The following is a 25067-nucleotide window of genomic DNA, read 5'->3' as shown; positions in this document are numbered from 1 at the left end:
CATAAATACCTCTCAATTAGATCATTTTATCTAACTAAAAGGTGTCTAGCTAACTAGTGGCGATTCAAAGCTCTACATCACTTCCCACCCCAAGTTTCGTAAAAATGCGCTTTCGGAAGGTACTCACCGTTTTATCGGAGACATTTAACTTGTCGGCAATTTCTTTGGTTTTAACGCAATCAACGATCATCTGCGCCACTTGCAGTTCACGATCAGACAATTCGTCAAAGGGGGATTCTGAGCCATTTTTAGTGGTTCGAGACAAAGCCACTTTTTGCGCCACCACGCGAGACAGGTATTGTTCACCTTTTAACACCACATCAATTGCTTCGAGCAATTCAGGCATGTCAGAGCCCTTGGCCACGTAACCACTTGCCCCTGCTTCCATCATTTTGGCTGGGTATGGCGCATCATCGATAGCCGACAATGCAATGACCTTGGTATTTGGAAATAAGCGCTTAATCTCTCGAGTTGCCCCAAGACCACCCATTCCCGGCATATGGACATCCATTAATACAATATCAACAGGGTCCTTTCTCAATAATCGGATGGCGTCCTCACCACTGTGCACAGTGGCATAAACTTCGACACCTTCTACGTCTTCAATGACACGCTTGATCCCTTCACACACCATGGTGTGGTCATCGACGATCAAAATCTTACGCATCTTTACCTCACATACGGCCTAAACCTAATTGCGATATAGTACCGTTTACACTTCGTAGCTAAAAGGGATATACACTTACACACGGTAGCATTTTGTAATAATATTACATAAAAATCAGATTAAACATGCCGCCTGTAAGCGAATCCACGTTAATTTGGTAAGCTTCCTGTAAAGCCCATTTTCTCCAAAGTTTGCTGTGCACGATCTCGATATTGGGCACGAATTTTCGTCCCCTTGGTCTTGTACAGGTAATACAAGTGTTGAGCAACCTCAGTTTCAGGAATTGACAACTCTTGCGCAATACTCTTTAGCAAATCATCTACAACGGGGGACTTTTTATCCTCAATCATAATAACTGAAGGTATCTTCAGTTTTTCTCCGTTTATGACGCGATCTACCAAGGCAATATAGCTTTTTTCAAACAATGGCCAAGTGACGCGCTCGTCTTCAGTACTTAGGCGATACCAGCCGGTCTCAGTACCAGCAAAAAATACCGCTGGATGACTCCATTGAAACTGGCGCGGATCACTACGACATTGACACGCCTCTGCATAAGCTCGTCTTGGTTCTGGCAAACCATAGGCCTTATAAGCCGTATGGATCACTGATAAAAACTCAGAAATGGTTGGCGGCCAAGCAAAACGCTCTTTGGTACGCTCTACCGCAAACGCCAACAAGGGTTCTTGAAAGCCTTTAAGGGCAATCGCCCACTCCCGCTTTGCAAGTTTTACTTCTTCCGTGGTGGCATAAGCCGATGCAAACTTATGAGTGTAAATCGCCTTAAATCGAGCAAACAGCATATTGACCAATACACGAGTACGCTGCTCCGCTTCCTGAGACTCTTGTGACTTCTGCGCTTGTTCGCTACCAGTCTGTGTCGTGGATGTTGGTGAGGGCACTGCTAACTTGCTCGCGATTGGATTTAGGATTTGCTGAATAGGTTGAGGTTCCTTCATAGGACTGACGATCCGATTGCTTGTATTGCCATTGACGTTTTACGTATTTAAAAAATTCGCTGTTCCAAGTTCTAACGTTTTTACGCTGTTCCTTTATACGAAGCAAGAACTCCGCTAATAACGACTCAGCGAAGGCTCGCTCCACCCCTGCCTGCTGTATTTGTTCAAAGGTCGCTTCTTCTGGCAACCATTGATCTGGCTGTCGGTTCCTTTCTTTAGCTTCCAGATACAAATCAAAGTCCGAAAGGCCACGTCGGTCTCCTTGGCTTGGCATAGGCATAGGCGCGACACCGCGGTTTTCGGTTTCTACCGATCGACTGCGATTTGTAAAGGTTGCTTGCGCTGGAGGCTTACGGGCCGCTTCATTTTGCAAGCGCGACAGCTTACCCACAGCATCCTCTTTAGATATAGGAGAGTGCTGTGGCTTGCTTTCTCTTGATAAGGGCTGCTGAGAAGAGTGGCTTTGCGTCTCAGGTTGACTGGTATTGCCAGCTTCCAATGCCAATTCTATCCCCGCATCGGTTTTACGAAATTGAACCTGGCTTGCCATTTGTAAACTGGACAGCAAACGCACTATGTAAGGAGTTGTCCAAAAAGGCAGTAATTCCGCTAATTCTCGATGGGATATCACCATTTGACGACTACGCAAATGGTGAGCGCGCTGACGCAAGTAGGTCAGCAGCACACTTTCTTCCAGCCCAAACTCACAGGCTAAATTAAAGGAAATGGGTAGCGTGAAATCGTTAGCAGACATATTTAACAGCAAAATAATGGATAGTCGGTCAGTCTATCAAATGGTGAATGTAGAAGCACGATAACTCTATTTTAAGATCCGCTTCAAGGGGATTTTTTTGCTGATTCATAGCTTCATGACAATTGTATTTCTAGGACATTAAATCCATTTGACAGAGTAAAAAGCCACTTCTATGCTGGAAATGTGCCGCGACGTTTGCTCCCGCAAACGCCACTTGTCGGCCAACTTTACTGAGGAGAAAGTTGTATGTACACAATCAATATCACTGGTCATCACGTCGACGTCACCCCAGCCATCAAAGATCACATCAATGAAAAAATGAATAAACTTGCCAAACTTAGTGATCAAATTACATCCGTGAACGTGACCCTAATTAAAGACAGTAAAGAACAGAAAGCAGAAGCACGAATACATTTACCCGGAAAAGAGCTGTTTGCCACCTCATCGTCAGAAGATCGTCTTTTCCATGCCATTGATAGCATGATAGATAAACTTGCTCGCCAAGTAGATAAACACAAAACCAAACAAGCTTCAGGCACCCATAAGGCATCAGTCGTCTCATAATCCTTCTATTACGAATAACGCCCACTTTTTAGTGGGCGTTTTTGTTTATGACATTAAAATCAGTTGAAGTTTTGAACTCCTACCCGCATAGTCTGTCTTATAAAAGTATAATTAATTAAGGAGAGTCCTGATTATGCGTTACACAGAAGCCCTTTCGACACATTCGTCCCAAGCGGCCAACAAAACGCTTCGCAACACCTATGGTTTGCTGTCTTTAACCTTGTTGTTTAGTGCATTCACTGCAGGGATTAGTATGGCATTCAACCTGCCACACCCTGGATTGATTCTAACGTTGGTTGGTTTTTATGGGTTACTTTTCCTTACTTATAAGTGCCGCAATAGTGCTGTAGGCCTGCTTTGCGTGTTCGCTCTGACAGGTTTTATGGGACTAACGCTTGGCCCAATCCTCAACGGCTATCTCAGTATGGCAAACGGCACCAGCATCATCATGAGTGCACTGGGTATGACTGGCTTGTCATTCCTAGGTCTTTCGGCTTATGCCATCGTTTCTAAGAAAGATTTCAGCTTCCTAAATGGCTTCCTAACCGTCGGTTTCTTCGCGCTAGTGTTTGCCATGATTGCTGGTTTCTTTATTCAGCTTCCTGCTTTGCAGATCTTCATCTCTGTTGGTTTCACCTTGTTCTCTGCGGCCGTAATTTTACTGCAAACCAGTGAAATCGTACGTGGCGGTGAGACAAACTACATTATGGCTACCGTGAACCTGTATGTGTCTCTCTACAACATGTTCCTATCTCTATTGTCTCTATTCGGTATGGCGAGCGACGATTAATTTCCCCTTACCTAAAAAAGGGCCGCAGACTGCGGCCTTTTTTGTGTGTAAAATTCACCGAAAGCATCAACCGACACCATTATGAATTTTTCACTATTTATTACTGGCAGCCCTACCGCCACCAGAGCCTGTCACAGCGCCCTTGATTTCGCTCAAGCCATTGTAGACAGCGAAGCTCATCACCTTAAAGGCGTGTTCTTTTATGAGGAAGCCACACACATTGCTTCACTGTTTGCCATGCCCCCAAGAGATGAATGCAACATTCGCGATGAATGGGCAGCGCTCGCTCAAGCCAATGATATCCCGCTTTATATTTGTATTGCTGCGGCCATTCGACGAGGCATTGTCAACGATGCAGAAGCAACTCGACATGAGCTCCCCGCCTCGAATCTAGCGGAAGGTTTTCAACTGGAAGGCCTAGGTACTTGGGTGAGTCTGAGTAATGAGTGCGATAGAGTTGTGAGGTTTGGTTGATATGAAAACGCTCATATATTTATCTTCTTCACCTTATAGCTCCCTCGCCTTGAAAGAAGCTTTAGATCTAGCTTTAGTGTTGGGCACCTTTGAACAAGATGTAAGCCTCTGCATTACAGGCGATGCACTGGTTGTTGCCCGTCAGGGCCAAACCCCAAGCTCCCGTCATGGCAAACATTTATACAAACTACTTGATGGCCTTGAGTTCTACGATATTGAAAATGTCTATGTAAAACAGCAGGAATGGGACACTAACCAAGAAGTACTTTGGGAAGGCGTCACCCCCCTGGACGAATCTACTTGGACACAAATGCTCACAGAGCACAGCCATATCTACCGATTCTAGGAGCAAGATCATGCCGTTATATCAAATTAATCAATCTTGCTACCCAGATGCCATCGAACAAGACTGGCAAGCGAGTTTAACCTCTGGCGACAGCCTGATCCTGATCGAAGCGGGCGTCTTGCGCACTATCGGCTCTACAGCCCCATTAGAAGCTTTAACTGCACGGGGGGTAACTTTGCTAATACGAGAGGCCGATGTGAAGGCGTATGGCATTTCGCCAAAGATTGGCCAATGTATTACCGATCAAGAATGGCTAAACGAAACCGTTTCACATGAAAAAATTATTAGTTGGTGATTTGATGGCGCTTCCTACTGAATTATTTGATGAAGAAGGTTACTTACTCGATCTTGCAAAATGGGATGAGACACTGGGTGACGATATCGCTCGCTCTGAAGGCTTAGAGTTAACTCCCGACCACTGGGAGATCATCCTGCTATTGCGACGCTTTTACCAGCAGTTTGAAGTGTCCCCAGCCATGCGCCCTTTAGTAAAAGCTGTCAGTAAGGAACTTGGTCCAGATAAAGGCAAAAGTATCTATTTGATGAAACTCTTCCCAGGCAGCCCTCCAAAGCTCGCGGCAAAAATTGCCGGGTTACCGAAACCAGCCAATTGCCTATAAAAAAAGCAGCTCATAGGAGCTGCTTTTTAGAGTAAGTCTTTCTAGTTTGATTACTCGTTGAACCAAGCGAGCTTATTCTGCAATGTCACCACTTCACCTATGATCAACAAGGCAGGGGATTTCACTTCATTGTCCAAAACCACTTGATGTATGTCCTTCATGGTTGAGGTAAAGACACGCTGGTTTGCAGATGTGCCCTTTTCTACAACCGCCACAGGCATAGAGGGACGCATACCAAAACGAATCAAGGATTGACTGATGGACTCAAGACCCGTTAACCCCATGTAGATCACTAGAGTCTGCGCTGGATGCACTAATTCTTCCCATGGCAACTCGGTAGAGCCATCTTTTAAGTGCCCCGTTAAAAAACGAACCGACTGAGCGTAATCTCGGTGAGTGAGTGGAATACCTGCATAAGCTGCACAACCTGCTGCCGCAGTCACTCCAGGGACAACTTCAAAAGGTACTTGCTCTTCCACAAGCTCTTCTAGCTCTTCACCGCCACGCCCGAAAATAAAAGGATCACCTCCTTTTAAGCGCACGACTACCTTGCCCTCTTTGGCTTTTTTCGCCAATAGGGAGTTAATCTCTTCTTGCGGTAGGCTATGCAATGACTTGGCTTTGCCAACATACAGCTTTTCTGCGCTGTCTGGGATCATGGCAATGATCTGCTCTCCTACTAAGCGATCATAAAGCACCACATCTGCACTCAATAAAAGTCGGTGCGCTTTCATAGTTAGAAGATCTGGGTCACCTGGCCCAGCACCGATTAAATACACTTTACCAATCATAATTTACTGCCCAAATAAAAAGCCCCATGGCGGGGCTTTTAGAATCCATAAAGATCAAATTAGCCGATCTTCGTTTTGCCACCCATGTACGGTACAAGTACTTCAGGAACGGTTACAGATCCATCTTCGTTCTGGTAGTTTTCCAATACAGCGACCAAAGTACGCCCCACTGCCAAACCAGAACCATTCAATGTGTGTGCCAATTCTGGCTTGCCTGTCTCTGGGTTTCTCCAACGAGCCTGCATACGACGAGCTTGGAAATCCCCCATGTTAGAACAAGAAGAAATTTCACGGTATTTTTGCTGGCCTGGTAACCAAACTTCAATGTCGTAAGTCTTATGAGCAGAGAAACCTAAGTCACCACCGCATAGGATAACCGTGCGGTAAGGCAGATTTAGCTTCTGCAAAATCACTTCCGCATGCCCTACTAAGCTTTCTAACACTTGCTCAGAAATATCTGGACGACAAATATGCACCAACTCCACTTTTTCAAACTGGTGCTGACGGATCATGCCGCGAGTATCACGACCATAGCTGCCCGCTTCACTACGGAAACAAGGTGTATGAGCGACATAGCTGTGATGCAAGTCCGCGTCATTAAGGATCTCATCACGGGCAATGTTGGTCACAGGCACTTCTGCAGTAGGGATCAAATACAGGTCACTGTTACCACTGTCTTTATCTACAGGCACCTTAAACAAATCTTCTTCAAACTTAGGAAGCTGGCCTGTCCCTTTTAGAGACGCGGCATTCACTAGGTAAGGTACGTAAACTTCAGAGTAGCCATGCTCCTCAATGTGCGTGTTCAACATAAACTGCGTCAATGCGCGATGCAGACGAGCCAAATCAGAACGCATCACAGCAAAACGTGAACCGGTGATTTTTGCCGCCAATTCGAAGTCCAGCATGCCAATTGCAGAACCTACGTCCACATGGTCTTTCACTTCAAAGTCAAACTCACGAGGCGTTCCCCAACGGCGGACTTCAACGTTGTCGTCTTCGCTCACACCTTCTGGCACGGAACTATGAGGAATATTGGGAATAGACTCCAGCAGACTGTCTAGGTCAGCCTGAACGCCAGCCAGCTGCTCCTTAGCTTTCGCTAGGTCATCCCCAAGAGTAGCTGTTTGCGCTTTTAAGTCATCTGCCAAGGCTTTATCACCAGCCTTCATCGCAGCGCCGATTTCCTTGGATACAGAGTTACGGGACTGCTGCAGCGTCTCAGTTTCAATCTGAATAGACTTACGACGTTCTTCTAAATTGGAGAACGTAGCGACGTCCAAATCAAAGCCTTTTTTCTTAAGTAGCGCGGCGATCGCTTCTGGATCTGCCCGAAGAGCTTTAATGTCTAACATTGCTGCAACAAAACCTTATGTAAATGAATGAATAAATAGTTGTTCGATGTACAAATTAAAATAAGCGCGCCATACCAATGCCTGCTGTCAGCGCTAACACACCTAACACACAGCTCAATGATAAATAGCTTATGGCACTTAGCCAAGCCTGCTGATTCAAGAGAGAGACGATTTCTAGGGAAAATGTCGAGAAAGTGGTAAAAGCTCCCAAAAAGCCCACCATAATAAGAGGTCTAAAAGCTTCAAAGGAAGCCATCCGCTCACTCACCACCACAAATGCCACCCCCATCAAGAAGCTACCGACTATATTGATCGACATAGTAGCCAAGGGAAATGGATAGCTCCAAGCACTATTAATCCATTTGGTAGCACCAAATCGACATAGAGCCCCCAAAGCCCCACCCAATGCGACCATAAAATAGATCATCGAGTTACATCCTCATCATCTTGATAGCGTTGCTGTAAAGACACACTGTCTAACTCTGCAAGCCAAGCGAGTTTTTCGCCTATTTTCTTTTCCAAACCTCGATCCGTTGGCTGATAGTAACGCTCTGTGGCTAATTCTGGAGGCAAATAGCGCTCACCTGCCGCATAGGCATTAGGCTCATTGTGGGCATAGCGGTAGTCTTCACCATGTCCCATTTCTTTCGCGAGATCAGTTGGAGCATTTCGCAAATGGTTGGGGACTTCGTAGCTAGGATGACTGGCCACATCACTCAAAGCCTGACTAAATCCCATATAGACGGCATTACTTTTGGGGGCACAGGCCATATAAACCGCTGCCTGAGCAATAGCTCGGTTTCCTTCATAGGGCCCCACTCGCTCAAATACATCCCAGGCATTCAACCCAACCTGTAACGCTCTTGGATCCGCATTGCCTATGTCTTCCGACGCAATCGCTAAAAGGCGACGAGCAATATAAAGGGGGTCACAACCACCATCCAACATACGCGCCATCCAATACAGAGCCCCATCGGGGGAAGAGCCACGTACCGACTTATGAAAGGCTGAAATTTGGTCGTAAAACACATCCCCATTTTTGTCGTAACGCCTAACGCTACCCCCTAACACATCTTCCAAATGGGCTTTGGTAACGGTTTCTCCCACTTCCAAAAAATCAGATAGGATTTCCAAAAAGTTCAGACTACGACGCACATCGCCATCTGCCGCCGTTGCGAGGATAGCTAACAACTCATCAGTGATTTGAATTCGCTGCTCACCCAATCCGCGCTCTGGATCTGCTAAGGCTCTTTTCATAGCCACCATGAGTTGGTCTTGGGTTGGAGTTTGCAAGCGATAAACCCGGGCACGGGACAAGAGTGCAGAATTTAGCTCGAAGGCCGGATTTTCCGTAGTAGCCCCAACAAACAGAAAGGTGCCATCTTCAATGTAGGGCAAAAAAGCATCTTGCTGGGATTTATTGAAACGATGGACTTCATCAACAAACAGCAAGGTCGCCTTTTGCGTCATCATACGCCACTGTTTGGCCTCATCTACCGCAGCGCGAATGTCTTTCACCCCTGACATAACTGCCGATAATTCAATAAATTTGGCATCTAACGAGTGAGCAAATAACTGGGCAAAAGTGGTTTTACCGACCCCAGGTGGCCCCCATAGGATAAAGGAGTGCCCCTGCCGACGCTCAACCATTTTGCGTAGGGGCTTACCTTCTCCCACCAAATGGTCTTGGCCCACATAGTCTTCCAGTCGCTTAGGGCGCATCCGCGCCGCCAAAGGTTGCGAAAGATCAAGATCATTGGTGGAAAACAAGTCCGTCATTTATGGCTGCTCAACAATAAGATCAACTGACTCAGGCAAATTTATATTGAAGTTCTGATCTGAGACCCCTTCATGGGCTTCCACATTAGAAAACTCAATCACGGTGATTTGCCCCAACACATCCTTGATGCTCATGGCATCAATCACACCATTATCGAAAGACAATGTCAGAGAGTTAAATAAGTCATCTGATTCATTGGGCGTTAGACGATATTTTGCCCCACTGGTTTGCTCTACCTTGTAATGGGTCAACACACTGTCGGCAGACTCACCCAGCAATGCCGCTGGAGAGTTTCCTACTGTAGAAGAAAATGGCTTTTGGGTCGCCTGCTCTAAATCCACATCCCAGATTGTCACAAGCTGACCGTCAGAAATAATACGCTGGGGAAAAGGTGAAATAGTATCCCAAACAAAGCGATTTGGTGCCGCTAATAAGAACACCCCTTCGCTCACCTGAACCTGTTCACCTTGCTCGTTATAGGTCACTTGGCGAAACTCACCTTCCACATCACGATTGCTTTCTAACAATTGTGACAAGCTGGCAGTGGACTCTTGTGCCCAAAGGAATGGGGAAAAGCACACTAAAACGGCTAATAAAATTCGGTACATGATTACTCCAAAACAATTGCGTTTATTCAGGAATCAGAACGTCACGCTGACCATTCGTTCCCATTGGCCCCACTAAGCCTGCTGACTCCATGGCCTCAACGAGGTTTGCCGCTCGGTTATAACCAATTTTTAAACGACGCTGAATAGACGAAATAGACGCCTTACGGGTTTCCGTAACAATCTTTACAGCCTCATCGTAGAGAGGGTCTTGGTCCTCGCTACTCCCGCCAGTATCCATATCTTCTTGACTGGTCACCACATCGTTTATGTATTCAGGTTCACCTCTGGCTTTCCATTCTTCTACCACCGCATGCACTTCTTCATCGGATACAAAAGCACCATGCACCCGTATAGGCGTTGGTAAGCCAGCAGGTAAGTACAACATGTCACCTTGCCCAAGTAGCTGATCCGCACCACCTTGGTCCAAAATCGTCCTAGAATCGATTTTAGAAGACACTTGAAACGCCATACGAGTCGGTATATTGGCTTTTATCAAGCCAGTAATAACATCCACAGAAGGACGCTGGGTGGCTAAGACAAGGTGAATCCCTGCCGCACGAGCTTTTTGTGCGATTCGAGCAATCAGCTCTTCGACTTTCTTGCCGACAATCATCATCATGTCAGCAAACTCATCGACGATGATAACAATGTACGGAAGTGGCTCTAAATGAGGCACGGTCCGGGCTACACCGTCTTCTGAAAACATGGCCATCTCAGGCTGCCAAAGAGGGTCCTCTATCGGAGCACCTGCCGCAATCGCCTCCCTGACTTTCTTGTTGTAGCCGGCAATATTCCGTACCCCAAGCTTAGACATTAATTTGTAGCGACGCTCCATCTCATCCACTGACCAGCGCAAACCATTGGCCGCGTCTTTCATGTCTGTAATAACGGGGGTTAACAGGTGCGGAATTCCCTCGTAAATAGAGAGCTCTAACATCTTAGGGTCAACCATGATCATACGCACTTCGTCTGGGGTCGACTTGAGTAGCATACTCAAAATCATGGCATTCACACCCACCGACTTACCTGAACCCGTGGTACCTGCTACCAATACATGGGGCATCTTCGCCAGATCAACCACCACAGGCTCCCCGGAGATGTCATGCCCCAGAGACAACGTCAGTGGCGAAGTGGCGTTGTCATACATGTCCACATTAATCACTTCAGAGAAGTACACTGTGTCTCGAATTTGATTCGGGATTTCGATACCAATGGTTGATTTCCCAGCAATCACTTCCACTACACGCACACTCATGACACTCAATGAGCGAGCCAAATCTTTTGCCAAGTTCGTAATTCGAGAGACCTTCACACCTGGGGCAGGCTGAATCTCAAAGCGAGTAATGACTGGGCCGGGGTTCACCTCAACGACTTCTGCTTTGACACCAAAGTCTAACAAACGCTGTTCAAGCAGCTCCGAAAGACTCAACAGCTCCTCCTCGGAGTAACCGCCTTTTTTAGGCTTTGGCTGCGTTAAAACACTTCGATCTGGCAAGGTGTAAGCGGCTTCAGATCGCTCTACCTCAGAAGATGGTCCACCCAGTCCCTCTAACTGTCGCGCTTCAGACAGAGTCTTCACCGCAGGCTTGTGGGATGGAATTTTACTTGGTTGAGCTGGTGGCTGCACCGCTGGCTCAGTCGCAACATCCATTGCAGGGGTAACAGGCTCATGGGTATCAATCGAATCCTCAAGCGTTGTCGTCTCGCTTTGGGCTGGCGGGGCAGGCTTTTTCGGCGGCGCAGAGTAACGGGAGTCATCCCCACTCTCCTCTTCTATGTAGAGAGTATCCGTGAAGGCAACATTATCGTCATCAATCTTGATGTCATCAAAGCTATCGAAATTCGGATCGATATGCTCCCTGATTGAATCAGAGCTTTCCGTTTCAGCCTTGCCATTGTTTGACTGACGCAGTTTGCCAACCCAACCCAACCATTTCGATGGCTTAGCCTCAGGAGCTTCACTAACCTCTTCTGAGTCATTAGAAGTATTAGGGGCCGCTTCTTTTTTCCTTAAAAAAGACTTTTTACGGAAGATAGCAGGCTCATCAAATTCATCGTCTAGATCTTCAACCGACTCCAACTCCTGAGAGGGTTTAGCAGAACGATTGGCAAAATAGCCCCTGATGGATTCATAAGCATTAGCTGCCTTTTCCCCAACAAATTCCAACACTAATGACCAATGAATTTGCGCCATCAAGGTGAATGCTAAAATAGTCAAGGCCAAACTCACCAAGGTGGCGCCATCATAACCTAGCCAATGATACAAAACCTTTCCGAGGCTTTGCCCCAATATACCTCCGGCGCCAAACTGCAAACCCGCAGCACCAACCGTATGTAAAAAGCATAAAGCCGACCCAAAGCTCAGATATAAAATGCTACCAACACAGCAAAGGATCGCATTGTTGAGGGGAATAAGGTGATGGGGATTACGCCAAAGAATGTAAGTCACTACGATGAATAGCACAGGCAGAGAATAAAATAAGCTGCCAAAAAAAGCCGACAACACATCACTCAATGCAGCGCCAATAGGGCCCATAGAGTTCTGAGTAACAGCATTACTCCCTGAGTAAAACCAACCAGCATCTTCTGGATGATAGGTATAGGTTGCGAATGCAAAAAAAAGAAAAAACAGAATCGCGGTAATAAACGCAGCCTGTTTTGCAAAGGTTCCCCAAATGGGTGATCGTACCGACTCACTCCTTACTTGTGTCAAAAGCCACCTTCCAATGTATCGGGTTTAAAATTAAGGCTGATAGCTTACCATAAAAAAAGCCAGCCCAAAGGGCTGGCTTTCGCTTTCACTAAGATAGGGAAATCTTAGAAAGAAGCTTCAGCACCGATTACAGAGTAATCAGAAGTGTCGTTTTCGTAGTCCACGTAAGAAACGTAGTATACGATGTCGCCAGCTGTGTAGTATAGAGAACCTTCAGTAACGCCGCCTTTGTCTGCTTCATCATCTACGTAGTATTGAGCTGCAGCAGAAACCGCTTCAGTCAATGCTAGATCAAGACCTAGGCCGTAAGAAGTAACATCAGCATCAGATGCTTTACCAGTTTGGTAGAATCCAGTAACTGTCGCCATGCCAGCAGGAACAGACACACCAGCAGTCATGATTTGGTTATCAGCATCAGTACCGAAACCGAACGCACCAGATAGACCAAGAGTAGCCACACCTAGATCTTGAGAGTAACTAGCAGCTACAGAAGACTGTGAAGAACCTTCAGCCATTTCAGCTGCAACAGTTAGACCAGGCATTACAGAGTAACGAATACCTAGATCAGTACCTAGTGTTTTCTTAGCGCCGTCGTTATCTTCACGAACACCAGCAGAGTATGCAGCGCCATCAGCTAGAGAGCCGTCGAAGTCACCGAAAGATACAGCGCCTTGCTTAACAAAAGCTTCGTCAAGTACGAAGTTGCCGTTGCCAGTGTCCATGTCTAGGTCAAAGTAAACTAGACCAGTATCACCGATGATGTTTACTTCACCGTTAGAACCTGCAGCATCGCCACCGTCAGCATCAGTTGCTTTGTATTCTAGGCCAGCGCTACCAGTGAAAACTGGCTCAGCTGCGAAAGTAGTTGTAGAAACAGCAGCCGCAACAGCAGATACTGCAAAAACTGAAGCAAGTTTAATCGCTTTCATTCAAGATTCCCCTTTAATATTATATGTTCGGTCTCAAGACCTTTTTTTGAAAGACTCAAGTACCTCATCAAAAACGCTGAAAAATCAACGACTCAGATATACTAAAACCCTTCAATTTCAGTTTTGTGACATTGTCAAAACACTGAAAAAAAATTTAGTTCGCAAAACGTTATCCGAATAGTTTTTTACTCGTCGCTCTGAACTAACCTGATTAAAACCAAGTTTTCCTTTACTGGTCAAGCACTACAAACACTTTTTTTCGGTTTTTTTTGCATTTTTATCATTTGATTTATACATAGATCACAAGAAAAGCATGAAAGCACTATCTAAAAGGACAAAAACGGTCACTTTTAAATCAACTCAATTATTTTTCTATGGAGATCGTGTAAATCAAGTTCAAAACCTAGACCAATAGCGTATAAACTATGGATAACCCAATGACGAAGATCATTACCCAAATCAATCAATTATGCAAATAATGGACAAAACAAAGCATCTCGAACCTGAATTAGTACTGCTTACGGAATCCATCTACGACACTCCGGATCCTTTTCGGGCATTAACAGACCCTGAGGGTTTATCAGCAATTGGGGGCGACCTTAAGCCCGAGCGTCTTATCCATCTTTATCAGCGGGGCTTTTTTCCATGGTTTAGCGAAGCGGACCCGATACTTTGGTGGCACCCGTTAGAGCGATGCACTTTGATTCCCAGCGAGTTCCATTGCAGTCGATCACTAAAAAAAGCCCTACGGAAAAACGCTTGGAGCTACCAGATCAATGCAAACTTCCAGCGCACAATACAACTCTGCAGCGAGCTTCGCGCACAAAAAGAAGGCACCTGGATCACTGAAGACATCATTCAAGCCTACTCTGGGCTCAATAAGTTAGAGTATGGTTTTTCCATAGAAGTGTTTTGTGACGGGGAGCTTGCTGGGGGATTTTATGGCATTGCCATGGGGAAATTCTTCTTTGGTGAATCGATGTTTTCATTGAAAGAAAATGGCTCAAAGGTGGCCCTCATGCAGTTCTGTGCACTTTGTGAGAGCTTAGGCATTGAACAAATAGACTGTCAGGTTGAATCTGACCACATCCTTTCCCTTGGCGCACAAATGCGCACTAAGGAATGTTTCGTAGCGGATTTAAAACAGCTCATTCCAGAGCCCACTAAAAACCAGAAATTAATTGCTTTAGCACAACATGAAGCACCAATTAAAATCGTGATTTAGCGTGCATTATTTGCTTTTTAAGCACTATTTGGGCAGAATACGGCCGAAATTTTAGCAATCTCGCCAACTACAATCCCAGACAGCGAGAAAATGCTTCACCTTAATTAAGACAGGACACTGATTGTGGCAAAAGAAGATAGCATTGAAATGGAAGGTACGATCGTTGATACGTTACCTAACACTATGTTCCGTGTAGAACTAGAGAACGGTCACGTTGTGACAGCACACATCTCTGGTAAAATGCGCAAAAATTACATTCGAATTCTAACCGGTGACAAAGTAAAAGTAGAGCTAACGCCTTACGATTTGTCTAAAGGTCGCATTGTGTATCGTTCACGCTAATTCAGCCAGTACGCAAGCACAAAAAAGCCGCATCAGCATTGCTGACGCGGCTTTTGCGTTTATGGGGCGTAAGCCATTAACTTAGCAATTAATAGCTTCTTTCTTCACAGAAAAGGCCAACTCGTCTTTGTTTTCATCCAACGAGACATTCACCACACCGCCTTCTACCAGGTCTCCAAATAGAATCATGTTCGCCAATGGCTTCTTCAGATGCTCCTGAATCACACGAGCCATTGGACGTGCGCCCATTTGGCGGTCATAGCCTTTGTTAGCCAACCAGCCTCTCGCAGTATCAGACACTTCAATCATGACACCTTTGGCGTCAAGCTGAGCCTGCAGCTCCACTAGGAACTTATCGACAACATTGAAGATCACCTGCTCATCCAATTGTTTGAATTGGATCACAGCATCTAAGCGATTTCGGAACTCTGGTGTAAAGGTCTTGTTAATAACCTCCATACCGTCTGTAGAATGATCCTGCATAGAGAAACCAATAGAGCGCTTCGCTAACACCTCTGCCCCTGCATTAGATGTCATAACCAAGATAACGTTACGGAAGTCCGCTTTTCGGCCGTTGTTGTCTGTCAAGGTACCGTGGTCCATCACTTGCAGCAGCAAGTTGAAGACTTCTGGATGAGCTTTTTCGATTTCATCCAGTAAGACAACACTGTGAGGATTCTTGGTCACAGCTTCTGTTAACAAGCCCCCTTGGTCAAAGCCCACGTATCCTGGTGGCGCACCGATTAAACGAGACACCGCATGGCGCTCCATGTACTCAGACATATCGAAGCGAATCAATTCTAAGCCAAGGATCTTGGCCAGCTGACGAGTTACCTCTGTTTTACCTACACCGGTAGGGCCAGCCATTAAGAAAGAGCCTATGGGCTTCTGATCGGCTTTTAGACCGGCCCTAGAGAGCTTAATGGCATCGGATAAAGATTCAATCGCTTGATCTTGACCAAATACCACCATTTTCAAGTTGCGCTCGAGGTTGGCTAACACTTGTTTATCATCCGTACTTGCCGATTTAACAGGTACTCGAGCGATCTTAGAGACAATCTCTTCGATATCCTCAACCGTAATCACTTCCTTACGGGACTCTTCTGGCTGAAGACGCTGATAAGCCCCCGCCTCATCTACCACATCTATCGCTTTATCAGGCATATGGCGATCCGGCACATAACGCTGGGCCAGCTCTGAAGCAGCTTTTAAAGCGGCATCGTCATACTTGATCTTGTGATGCTCTTCAAAAGAGCCAATGATGCCTTTAAGAATTTCATAGGTATCATCAACACTGGGCTCATTAACATCGATCTTTTGAAAACGACGAGCTAATGCATGGTCTTTTTCAAACACCCCACGGAATTCTTGGAAGGTGGTTGAACCAATACAACGCAACTGACCTGAACTCAACGCTGGCTTCAGCAGATTAGAAGCATCCATCACACCGCCAGAGGCAGCGCCGGCACCAATAATGGTGTGAATTTCATCAATAAATAAGATCGCGTTTGGTTGTTTTTTTAATTCACCTAACAAATGTTTCAAGCGTTTCTCGAAATCACCACGGTACTTGGTTCCCGCTAGCAATGCGCCAAGATCGAGGGAGTACACCACACCATCAGCGATAACATCTGGCACTTCACCGTCCACAATTCGGCGGGCTAAGCCTTCCGCTATGGCAGTTTTACCAACACCAGATTCACCCACTAAAAGCGGATTATTTTTACGGCGACGAGACAGGGTCTGAACCACACGCTCCACTTCATATTGACGACCGATCAAGCGATCAATACGCCCCTCTCTCGCCTCTTCATTCAAGTTAGTGGCGTATTTCTGCAATGGTGCTTTCGCTGTATCTTCACCATCTTCGTCTTCTTGCTCGATGGAGTCCTCTTGAGAAGAAGCATCACCCAATTTGGAAATACCGTGGGCAACAAAATTCACCACATCAATTCGGGCCACATTATGACGACGAAGCAAATACACCGCTTGGCTTTCCTGCTCACTAAAAATAGCCACGAGTACATTGGCACCAGTGACTTCGCGCTTGCCAGATGATTGGACATGGAACACAGCACGCTGAAGCACGCGCTGAAAGCCTAACGTCGGCTGAACTTCACGCTCTTCATCATCTTGGGGAATAAGGGGTGTAGTACTGTTTACGAACTCTTCCAGCTCTTTACTAAGAACGTCTAAGGTGACGCCACACGCTTCAAGTACTTTCGCGGCAGCAACGTTATCAATTAAAGCCAACAGTAGATGCTCAACCGTCATAAACTCATGACGCTTGTCGCGGGCGGCTTTAAAAGCGCTGTTTAAGGTTTGCTCTAGTTCTTTATCTAGCATCGCTTATCCCTCTCAAAAAATCAGTCGACTTGTTGCAAGTCGCACATTAGGGGGTGCTCGTTTTGCTCACAAAACTGCTGCACCATAGCTACTTTGGTTTCGGCAATACCGTAAGGATAAATGCCACAGACACCTTTTCCTTTGGTATGCACTTCCATCATTACATGCTGGGCCTTCTCTGCGTCCATGTTGAAAAAGCGTTGAAGAACAAACACGACAAAATCCATTGGCGTGTAATCGTCATTAAAAAGAACCACCTGGTACATGGAGGGTGGTTTCAACTCCGTATCCTCAGGCGCAATGGCAACAGAGGAATGACCTTGATCGTCGTCTTCTAAATTTAGACTAATTTGCTTGGATGCAAACATCTCGACCTCTAAGAACTACAAATATTCACGTTAAAGACTGCTTTCACAATCGGTTTTCACACCAAAAAGACGAAAACAATAAGAATTTTACAAATCACCAATAGAGTTCTACTCTCAACTGTATGGTCAAAAGTTGCACATTTAAACCCTAAGTCGTCATTGCAGACACAATGGGAATATTACCACGACTTTGGCTAGGTATATTGAACCGATTTTTCCGTAGCACTTAATTTGCGGTTCGACTCATCGAGCCCAGAGAGTATAGAAGGAGTGACTCATGCATCGTGGATCCGTTAAGTGGTTTAATAACGCAAAGGGATACGGCTTTATAGTGTCAGACAGTTTTGATGAAGATTTGTTCATCCACTACTCTGCCATCAATGTGGAAGGATACAAAACCCTTAAAGCAGGACAAACGGTGACATTTGACGTAACGCCCGGCAAACGTGGTTTGCATGCAACGGACATTACGCCTGTGTCAGAGACAGTTGCAGAAGAACGCATTACTCAAACAGCGTAACGATCTCTGCTCTGCCGCTCAACTCCCACCTTTGATACACTCAGGTATCAAAGGTGCTTTGTTGTGCCTACCCTTTCACCTAATTGATCCTGTATATGCTGCTGTTACTCAACAAACCTTTTCAAGTGTTAAGCCAATTTACCACCGACGACGACAAAGACACCCTCTCGAACTATATCTCCCAACCGGGCGTTTATGCGGCTGGCCGTCTTGATTATGACTCTGAAGGCCTATTGCTGTTAACGGATAACGGCGCTTTACAGCACTTGATTGCCTCCCCCGCCTTTAAGATGCCGAAAACCTACTGGGCACAAGTGGAAGGCGCGATCACACAGGAAGCCATTGATGCTCTATGCCGTGGCGTTGAATTAAAAGATGGCATTACCAAACCGGCCCAATGCCAAGCCATTGACGCCCCCGATATCTGGCCACGCACTCCCCCCATACGAGAACGGGCAAATATCCCCACTAGCTGGATCCAATTACAGATTACCGAAGGCAAGAATCGCCAAGTCAGACGTATGACAGCGAAAGTTGGCTTCCCAACACTACGCTTGATCCGGGCTGCCATCGGCCCTTATTCAATTGAAGGCCTTGCACCCGGAGAAACACAGGAAAGCCAGATTACCGATTCACTTTTACAGCAGGTACAAGATTTTGAACGAAAAAAAGCGCGAAAAACTGCCTCACCTAACCGTCGCAGCACTCATCGAGGACCAAGGAAAGTACCTCATGATCAAAGAGTACCAGGACGGAAAAATCGTGCTGAATCAACCAGCCGGCCACGTGGAAAACGGTGAAACTCTGCAGCAGGCGGTGATCCGTGAGGCCCTAGAAGAATCTGGATGGCAAGTGTTACCAAAAGCCATCTTAGGTCTCTATGCCTTTACCCCCTTTGACGGAGCAGACACCTATCATCGAGTGTGTTTTATATGTGACCCAGTCGAGCAAAAGAGCCTAGCTCTGGATCCAGATATCATAGAATCACTGTGGCTCACTAAAGATGAGATTAGCGCACTTCCCCAGCGTAGCCCGTTAATTTTGCAATGCATCCAAGACTTCGAGAAAGGCCAATACGCCCCTCTTGAATTGATAGAAAATACGCACATATAAGGTTACTTGCAGACCTGATTGAACAGTTCCGATACAATACCACCCACCTTCTAATGACGGGCCTTTACCCCGTTCCAACTATTAGAGAATTTAAATGAGTAAAGATAACCAAAACGCATCTATTAAAGTGATCGTCGGCATGTCCGGCGGCGTCGACTCCTCTGTATCCGCCCTATTGTTACAGCAACAAGGCTACCAAGTGGAAGGCCTGTTCATGAAGAACTGGGACGAAGACGACGGCACCGAATACTGCACCGCAAAAGAAGACTTGGCCGACGCCCAAGCCGTATGTGAAAAGCTCGGCATCCATCTTCATACCGCCAACTTTGCAGCAGAATACTGGGACAACGTATTTGAGCATTTTCTAGCGGAATACAAAGCTGGTCGAACGCCAAATCCTGACATCCTTTGCAACAAAGAAATTAAGTTTAAAGCCTTTTTGGAATATGCATTAGAGCTGGGTGCCGACTACATTGCCACAGGCCACTATGTTCGTCGTGGTGAACAGGACGGCGAACCTGTATTGCTTAAAGGCCTAGATAACAACAAAGACCAAAGCTATTTCTTGTATGCCGTGGGCAAACATGAAATTGGGCGCACCTTCTTCCCAGTAGGAGAACTAGAAAAGCCTGAAGTACGACGTCTTGCCGAAGAGCATGACCTTGTCACCCACAACAAAAAAGACAGCACGGGTATTTGTTTTATCGGCGAACGCCGTTTTAAAGATTTCTTAGAGCAGTACCTACCCGCACAGCCAGGCAACATCGAGACGCTGGAAGGGGACATTATTGGTAAACACCACGGCTTGATGTATCACACCATAGGACAACGCCAAGGCCTTGGCATTGGCGGTTTATCTAATTACCCAGATGAACCTTGGTACGTGGTTGAAAAAGACCTACAACGCAATGTGTTAGTGGTCACACAAGGTGGGCAACACGAGTCCCTATACAAAACCCACTTGATAGCAGACAACTTTGATTGGGTGGCTAGAGAAAAGCCAAGCATGCCACTCACCTGCATGGCTAAGTGCCGCTACCGCCAACCAGACCAAGAATGTACCATCAGTGAGCTTGCAGACGGTCGGGTAGAGGTAAGCTTTAAAGAGCCACAACGTGCCATTACACCTGGACAATCTGTCGTCTTCTATGTGGATGAACTATGTCTTGGTGGCGGCATCATAAACGTTGCCTTTAACAAATAAGCCTTGGAGACCCCATGCAACACGATGAAAGAGAACAGGCCATTGCGCTTGCGGCGATTTTCCAAGCAGCTGAGTTAGTAGGACAACTAGCACGCAAAGGCGAGCTGGACAAAGATTATGCAGAGCCATTGCTAAAAAGCATATTGATGGTCAACGCCCCCACCACCGAAGACGTGTATGGCGGAAAGTTTGATTGTCAGAGCAATCTGGCAATGGGTCGTCGTATCGCCAAGCAAGTCATGGGCAAAGACCGTAACGCGGTGAACCCAGATACCATTCGCTATGCATTGAGTTTGATTCACCTCGAATCCAAACTGCAAAAAGACGATGCCATGTTGAGCGCCATAGGCCAACATCTAGGCCAAGTGGAGCGCCAACTAGAGCACTATGACTCAGTGATGCATGAAAATCTCATTGCAGGTATCTCAGGTATGTACCAAGAGACCTTAAGTAAGATGTCATTTCGCATCCAAGTGCATGGGGACAGCCGCTTCTTACAACAGCCTCAGACAGCCAACCAAGTCCGAGCGCTACTGATGGCAGGCGTTCGCGCAGCCATGCTTTGGCGTCAACTGGGTGGCCGTCGCTGGCACCTGATCTTCAAACGTAAAGCTTTGATGAAACAGTTAGAAGCACGCTTCTAATGAAAACTAGGTTCTGATGACTGACAAAGCCGAGCACACTGCTCGGCTTTTCTTTGCCTGATTCCCCCCAGATGCTTGCCGTTTGAACAGATTCTTTCTACTTTTTTGTAGACAATCATTCATATCAATCTTGAGTATATTTACGGTCGATGTATCTAAGCAGCTGATTTAGAGTACTATATTGGCCAAAATTCCGATCAAATGATTTGATTACATTAAGAATGGCGGCCAAAAGTCACCTTCTACCAAAAGGCTATCTAGCCAGAACGTTAGGGGAATTACATGTCAAAACAAACGATTTACTACACGTTGACAGATGAAGCACCCGCTTTAGCAACTGCTTCACTACTGCCAATTTTCAGCTCTTTTGCCAAAGAAGCCGACATTGAACTTAAACTGACCGACATTTCGTTAGCAGGTCGTATTCTTGCTGCGTTCTCTGATCGTCTTCCTGAAGATCAGCGCGTTGAAGACGGTTTAGCGTTCCTAGGTGAATTGACAGCTGAACCAACAGCAAACTTCATCAAGCTGCCAAACATTTCTGCTTCTATTCCGCAGTTAAATGCAGCAATCAAAGAGCTACAAGGACAAGGCTACGACATCCCTAGCTACCCTGAAGCACCAAAATCCGACGAAGAAAAAGAAGTACAAGCACGCTACGCTAAATTACTAGGCAGTGCGGTTAACCCTGTTCTTCGTCAAGGTAACTCTGACCGCCGCGCGCCTGCAGCAGTTAAAGCTTTCGCTCGCAAGCACCCACATTCTATGGGCGAGTGGAAAAAGACTTCTCAAACTCACGCAGACTACATGCGCGATGGGGACTTCTTCTCTTCTGAGCAGTCTGTAACCATGGACAAGGCACAAGACGTTCGCATTGAATTCGTTGACCAAGCTGGCAACGTAGAAGTGAAGAAAACTCTACCTTTGCTAGAAGGCGAAGTGCTAGACAGCATGAACATGAGTGCTAGCAAACTGCGTGCATTCTTTGAAGCATCTCTTCAAGAAGCCAAAGACGCTGGCATCATGTGGTCTCTTCACGTTAAAGCGACCATGATGAAAGTCTCTCACCCAATCGTATTCGGCCACGCTGTGACCGTTTTCTACAAAGAAGTGTGGGACAAATTCGGTGACCTATTCAAAGAGATCGGTGTTAACCCTAACAACGGTCTAGGCAGTGTTTACGACAAGATCAAGACACTTCCACAATCTCAGCAAGACGAAATTCTACAAGCAATCCACGATTGCTACGAGCACCGTCCTGAAATCGCCATGGTTGATTCTGTACGTGGTATCACTAACCTACACGTGCCATCTGACGTAATCGTTGACGCTTCTATGCCTGCAATGATCCGTAACTCTGGCAAAATGTGGGGACGTGACGGCAAGACTAAAGACACAAAAGCTGTCATGCCTGAATCTACTTACGCACGTATTTACCAAGAAGTGATCAACTTCTGTAAAACAAACGGCGCGTTCGACCCAACCACAATGGGTACGGTTCCAAACGTTGGTTTGATGGCTCAGAAAGCCGAAGAATACGGCTCCCATGACAAGACTTTTGAAGCGGCAGCAAACGGCGTAATGCGTGTAGTTGACGCTGCAGGCAACGTCTTGATGCAACACGACGTTGAAAAAGGCGATATTTGGCGTGCGTGTCAAACCAAAGACGCAGCAATCAAAGATTGGGTAAAACTGGGTGTGACTCGTGCACGCAACTCTGACACGCCAGCCGTATTCTGGTTAGACGAAGAACGTGCCCACGATAATGAGCTACGTAAGAAAGTAGAACTTTACCTAAAAGATCACGATCTTGAAGGCCTAGATATCCGCCTAATGTCTTACAACGAAGCGATCCGTTTCTCAATGGAACGTATCATCCGTGGCGAAGACACCATCTCTGTTACAGGTAACGTGCTACGTGACTACCTAACAGACTTGTTCCCAATCATGGAACTAGGCACATCTGCGAAAATGCTATCTATCGTGCCAATGTTGAACGGTGGCGGCATGTACGAAACAGGTGCAGGTGGTTCTGCGCCTAAGCACGTCCAGCAGCTACAAGAAGAAAACTACCTACGTTGGGATTCCCTAGGCGAATTCCTAGCGACGGCAGTCTCTTTCGAAGAGCTTGGCATTAAACAAGGCAATGCAAAAGCAAAAGTCCTAGCACAAGCACTGGACAAAGCGACTGGCAAATTGCTTGAAAACAACAAGTCTCCTTCTCGTAAAATCGGTGACATCGATAACCGTGGCAGCCACTTCTACCTAGCAATGTACTGGGCACAAGAATTGGCAGCACAGTCTGACGATGCAGCGTTGGCAGCGAAATTCGCGCCATTAGCGAAAACACTGACAGACAACGAAGCTAAGATTGTTGAAGAGCTTGCAGCAGTTCAGGGCAAACCTGCTGAACTGAAAGGCTACTACCACATGGATCTTGAAGAAGTATTCAAAGTGATGCGCCCAAGTGCAACACTGAATGCAGCACTAGAATCCCTGTAAGCAACGAGACAGCCGATGATACGTCATCGGCTAACTCTTCAAGCTAGAAAATTAAGCATAAAAAAGGAGCTCAATGAGCTCCTTTTTATTTGCTTGCAAAATAGAATGTTTGGTTAAATCCTAAGACGCCACAATAGACCCATAACTTGGCTCTGAGCAAGCATTATTCAAAGCTCGGGCAGAATGCGGCATATACATAACACTGCTCGTTCCATCCTCAATAGGCGTGAGATTACCCATCCAAGCCACTTTACGCTCATCCCTAGGAGACACGCCTAAATGCTTACGATAACAACGACTAAAGTGAGGCGTTGAGATAAAGCCACACGCGGCAGAGATCTCTACAATCGACATACTCGACTGCTTCAACAACTGACGTGCTCGGTCAAGACGCAATCTCAGATAGTAGCGTGATGGGGAGCAATCCAAATATTTATGGAACATGCGCTCTAATTGACGTCGAGAAACATCCACAAAGATTGCTAGCTCATCCAAATCAATGGGCTCTTCAAGATTGTTTTCCATAAGTTCGATCACATCCACCAGTTTAGGCTTACAACCGCCTTTGTTTAACTGGCGCAATGGCACTCGCTGCTGGTCTGACTCACTGCGAATACGATCACAAATAAACATATCTGATACAGCACTGGACAATTTCGCCCCATGGTCGCGAGCGATAATAGTCAGGAACATATCTAAGGGAGCGCTACCGCCCGTAGCAGTAAATCGCCCTTCATCCATAGAGAACAAACGGTTGTTACATCGTACTTTCGGGTAGCTTTCTTGTAACGCAGTCATACATTCCCAGTGAACACTGCAGTTATAACCGTCTAACAGCCCAGCATGAGCTAAAACGAATGCTCCCGTACAAATGCCGCCTAATACATTACCCTTGCGAGCACGCTGTTGTAGCCAGCTCATCTGCTTGTTGGTGTACGCACGGGTTATATCTAAACCACCCGCAACAATCACCATATCCAAATCGGGGCAATCGCTCATGGAGCAATCCGCCGCAATGCTTAGTCCATCACTGGCAACGGCCGCCTCACCGGTCTCAGTGATCATATGCCAAGTATACAGCTCTTCTGCATAGAGCTGGTTTGCCATACGCAAGGGCTCGAGGGCTGATGCCAAGGCAATCATGGTAAAATTATCTAAAAGTAAGAAGCCCACGCGGGTGGTCTTTTTACCGCTGGGAGTCATGGCAGGGGATGTGGAAACCATGTGAAAACCCTCTCATTTGTGATACTTACGCTGAGGCAATTTCTAGGCCAAAAGCGTATTACCCACACTTTTTATTATAGTTAACCAACGCTGATTCATTCAGACACTGGCCTTGTAATGGGAACCACTCAAACCGAAGATCATTTGTTCGAAAAGAGACCTGTATGATAGTTTACGTGCAGAGCAAAAACATCCCATTAGCGACTCAAAATAAACAAAAAACAGCCAAAAA

At 46.2% G+C, this 25067-nt stretch carries 26 protein-coding genes and 1 pseudogene; 14 read left to right on the top strand and 13 right to left on the bottom strand.

Annotated features, from left to right (window positions below):
* Positions 1-64: 64 nt before the first annotated feature.
* The 3 genes from ACFQ45_RS15040 to ACFQ45_RS15030 all read right to left on the bottom strand — a co-directional run bounded on the left by ACFQ45_RS15040 (position 65) and on the right by ACFQ45_RS15030 (position 2377).
* A complete protein-coding gene (locus ACFQ45_RS15040) occupies positions 65-667 on the bottom strand; it encodes a response regulator (protein ID WP_377369144.1) in 603 nt (200 codons plus the stop codon).
* A 149-nt stretch (positions 668-816) separates the two neighbouring features.
* The gene (locus ACFQ45_RS15035; protein ID WP_377369143.1) at positions 817-1566 is read right to left on the bottom strand and encodes a replication protein P; all 750 of its coding nucleotides are present in this window, start codon (positions 1564-1566) and stop codon (positions 817-819) included.
* Positions 1532-2377, bottom strand: coding sequence for a DnaT-like ssDNA-binding domain-containing protein (locus tag ACFQ45_RS15030; protein ID WP_377369141.1), 846 nt, complete (start codon positions 2375-2377; stop codon positions 1532-1534). The genes ACFQ45_RS15035 and ACFQ45_RS15030 overlap by 35 nt, the downstream gene beginning before the upstream one ends.
* 246 nt (positions 2378-2623) lie before the next feature.
* On the opposite strand from ACFQ45_RS15030, the gene hpf reads away from it, so the two are divergent.
* The 6 genes from hpf to ACFQ45_RS15000 all read left to right on the top strand — a co-directional run bounded on the left by hpf (position 2624) and on the right by ACFQ45_RS15000 (position 5171).
* Positions 2624-2941: a ribosome hibernation-promoting factor, HPF/YfiA family gene (gene hpf / locus ACFQ45_RS15025; protein ID WP_377369139.1), complete on the top strand. Its 318-nt coding sequence runs from the start codon at positions 2624-2626 to the stop codon at positions 2939-2941.
* Between the two features lie 133 nt (positions 2942-3074).
* Positions 3075-3731, top strand: coding sequence for a Bax inhibitor-1/YccA family protein (locus tag ACFQ45_RS15020; RefSeq protein WP_377369137.1), 657 nt, complete (start codon positions 3075-3077; stop codon positions 3729-3731).
* 81 nt (positions 3732-3812) lie between these two features.
* The gene (gene tusD, locus ACFQ45_RS15015; RefSeq protein WP_377369135.1) at positions 3813-4205 is read left to right on the top strand and encodes a sulfurtransferase complex subunit TusD; all 393 of its coding nucleotides are present in this window, start codon (positions 3813-3815) and stop codon (positions 4203-4205) included.
* Position 4206: 1 nt separating this feature from the next.
* Positions 4207-4551, top strand: coding sequence for a DsrE family protein (locus ACFQ45_RS15010; protein ID WP_377369133.1), 345 nt, complete (start codon positions 4207-4209; stop codon positions 4549-4551).
* Positions 4552-4561: 10 nt separating this feature from the next.
* On the top strand, positions 4562-4846 hold the full coding sequence (locus ACFQ45_RS15005; RefSeq protein ID WP_377369131.1) for a DsrH/TusB family sulfur metabolism protein: 285 nt from the start codon (positions 4562-4564) through the stop codon (positions 4844-4846).
* Positions 4824-5171 (top strand): TusE/DsrC/DsvC family sulfur relay protein, encoded by a 348-nt coding sequence (locus ACFQ45_RS15000; protein WP_377369129.1) that lies wholly within the window; start codon positions 4824-4826, stop codon positions 5169-5171. Before ACFQ45_RS15005 ends, ACFQ45_RS15000 begins: the two co-directional genes overlap by 23 nt.
* Before the next feature lie 50 nt (positions 5172-5221).
* On the opposite strand, the gene cobA is transcribed toward ACFQ45_RS15000, so the two are convergent.
* From cobA to ACFQ45_RS14965, 7 genes are all read right to left on the bottom strand, one after another.
* Entirely contained in the window at positions 5222-5962 is a 741-nt protein-coding gene (cobA, locus tag ACFQ45_RS14995; protein WP_377369127.1) for a uroporphyrinogen-III C-methyltransferase, read from the bottom strand.
* Positions 5963-6021: 59 nt separating this feature from the next.
* On the bottom strand, positions 6022-7317 hold the full coding sequence (serS, locus tag ACFQ45_RS14990) for a serine--tRNA ligase (RefSeq protein WP_377369125.1): 1296 nt from the start codon (positions 7315-7317) through the stop codon (positions 6022-6024).
* 55 nt (positions 7318-7372) lie between these two features.
* Positions 7373-7744, bottom strand: a complete 372-nt coding sequence (gene crcB, locus ACFQ45_RS14985; RefSeq protein WP_377369123.1) for a fluoride efflux transporter CrcB — start codon at positions 7742-7744, stop codon at positions 7373-7375.
* Positions 7741-9096, bottom strand: a complete 1356-nt coding sequence (locus tag ACFQ45_RS14980; RefSeq protein ID WP_377369121.1) for a replication-associated recombination protein A — start codon at positions 9094-9096, stop codon at positions 7741-7743. The genes crcB and ACFQ45_RS14980 overlap by 4 nt, the downstream gene beginning before the upstream one ends.
* The gene (gene lolA, locus ACFQ45_RS14975; protein ID WP_377369119.1) at positions 9097-9705 is read right to left on the bottom strand and encodes an outer membrane lipoprotein chaperone LolA; all 609 of its coding nucleotides are present in this window, start codon (positions 9703-9705) and stop codon (positions 9097-9099) included.
* Positions 9706-9727: 22 nt separating this feature from the next.
* Complete coding sequence (locus tag ACFQ45_RS14970; protein WP_377369117.1) at positions 9728-12418, bottom strand: DNA translocase FtsK; 2691 nt, start codon at positions 12416-12418, stop codon at positions 9728-9730.
* Between the two features lie 104 nt (positions 12419-12522).
* Complete coding sequence (locus ACFQ45_RS14965; protein WP_377369115.1) at positions 12523-13347, bottom strand: hypothetical protein; 825 nt, start codon at positions 13345-13347, stop codon at positions 12523-12525.
* Between the two features lie 478 nt (positions 13348-13825).
* Between ACFQ45_RS14965 and aat the strand changes: the two genes are divergently transcribed.
* Together aat and infA are read left to right on the top strand one after the other, a co-directional pair.
* The gene (aat, locus tag ACFQ45_RS14960; protein ID WP_377369113.1) at positions 13826-14572 is read left to right on the top strand and encodes a leucyl/phenylalanyl-tRNA--protein transferase; all 747 of its coding nucleotides are present in this window, start codon (positions 13826-13828) and stop codon (positions 14570-14572) included.
* A 123-nt stretch (positions 14573-14695) separates the two neighbouring features.
* Positions 14696-14914 carry a translation initiation factor IF-1 gene (gene infA / locus ACFQ45_RS14955; protein ID WP_055461515.1) on the top strand — a complete coding sequence of 73 codons (219 nt, stop codon included), beginning with the start codon at positions 14696-14698 and terminating at the stop codon, positions 14912-14914.
* A gap of 81 nt (positions 14915-14995) precedes the next feature.
* Here infA and clpA read toward each other — a convergent pair whose 3' ends face one another.
* Together clpA and clpS are read right to left on the bottom strand one after the other, a co-directional pair.
* A complete protein-coding gene (gene clpA / locus ACFQ45_RS14950) occupies positions 14996-17260 on the bottom strand; it encodes an ATP-dependent Clp protease ATP-binding subunit ClpA (RefSeq protein ID WP_377369110.1) in 2265 nt (754 codons plus the stop codon).
* Positions 17261-17280: 20 nt separating this feature from the next.
* The gene (gene clpS / locus ACFQ45_RS14945) at positions 17281-17628 is read right to left on the bottom strand and encodes an ATP-dependent Clp protease adapter ClpS (protein WP_377369108.1); all 348 of its coding nucleotides are present in this window, start codon (positions 17626-17628) and stop codon (positions 17281-17283) included.
* A 277-nt stretch (positions 17629-17905) separates the two neighbouring features.
* Here clpS and ACFQ45_RS14940 point away from each other — a divergent pair, with 277 nt between their 5' ends.
* From ACFQ45_RS14940 to ACFQ45_RS14915, 6 genes and pseudogenes are all read left to right on the top strand, one after another.
* Positions 17906-18148 (top strand): cold shock domain-containing protein, encoded by a 243-nt coding sequence (locus ACFQ45_RS14940; protein WP_377369106.1) that lies wholly within the window; start codon positions 17906-17908, stop codon positions 18146-18148.
* A 95-nt stretch (positions 18149-18243) separates the two neighbouring features.
* A pseudogene (locus ACFQ45_RS14935) lies at positions 18244-18783 on the top strand (pseudouridine synthase); the annotation flags it as partial.
* 97 nt (positions 18784-18880) lie between these two features.
* Positions 18881-19261 (top strand): NUDIX domain-containing protein, encoded by a 381-nt coding sequence (locus ACFQ45_RS14930; RefSeq protein WP_377369104.1) that lies wholly within the window; start codon positions 18881-18883, stop codon positions 19259-19261.
* A gap of 94 nt (positions 19262-19355) precedes the next feature.
* Positions 19356-20465: a tRNA 2-thiouridine(34) synthase MnmA gene (gene mnmA / locus ACFQ45_RS14925; RefSeq protein ID WP_377369102.1), complete on the top strand. Its 1110-nt coding sequence runs from the start codon at positions 19356-19358 to the stop codon at positions 20463-20465.
* A gap of 14 nt (positions 20466-20479) precedes the next feature.
* The gene (gene hflD, locus ACFQ45_RS14920; protein WP_377369100.1) at positions 20480-21109 is read left to right on the top strand and encodes a high frequency lysogenization protein HflD; all 630 of its coding nucleotides are present in this window, start codon (positions 20480-20482) and stop codon (positions 21107-21109) included.
* Between the two features lie 282 nt (positions 21110-21391).
* Entirely contained in the window at positions 21392-23611 is a 2220-nt protein-coding gene (locus ACFQ45_RS14915; protein WP_377369098.1) for an NADP-dependent isocitrate dehydrogenase, read from the top strand.
* A 120-nt stretch (positions 23612-23731) separates the two neighbouring features.
* Here ACFQ45_RS14915 and gbdR read toward each other — a convergent pair whose 3' ends face one another.
* Entirely contained in the window at positions 23732-24835 is a 1104-nt protein-coding gene (gene gbdR / locus ACFQ45_RS14910) for a choline metabolism transcriptional regulator GbdR (protein ID WP_377369096.1), read from the bottom strand.
* Positions 24836-25067 lie beyond the last annotated feature (232 nt).

The sequence above is a fragment of the Rhodanobacter aciditrophus genome (assembly GCF_042679525.1).
In the GTDB taxonomy this organism is placed as follows: domain Bacteria; phylum Pseudomonadota; class Gammaproteobacteria; order Pseudomonadales; family Marinomonadaceae; genus Marinomonas; species Marinomonas aciditrophus.
This window is presented reverse-complemented; position numbering and strand designations above follow the sequence as displayed.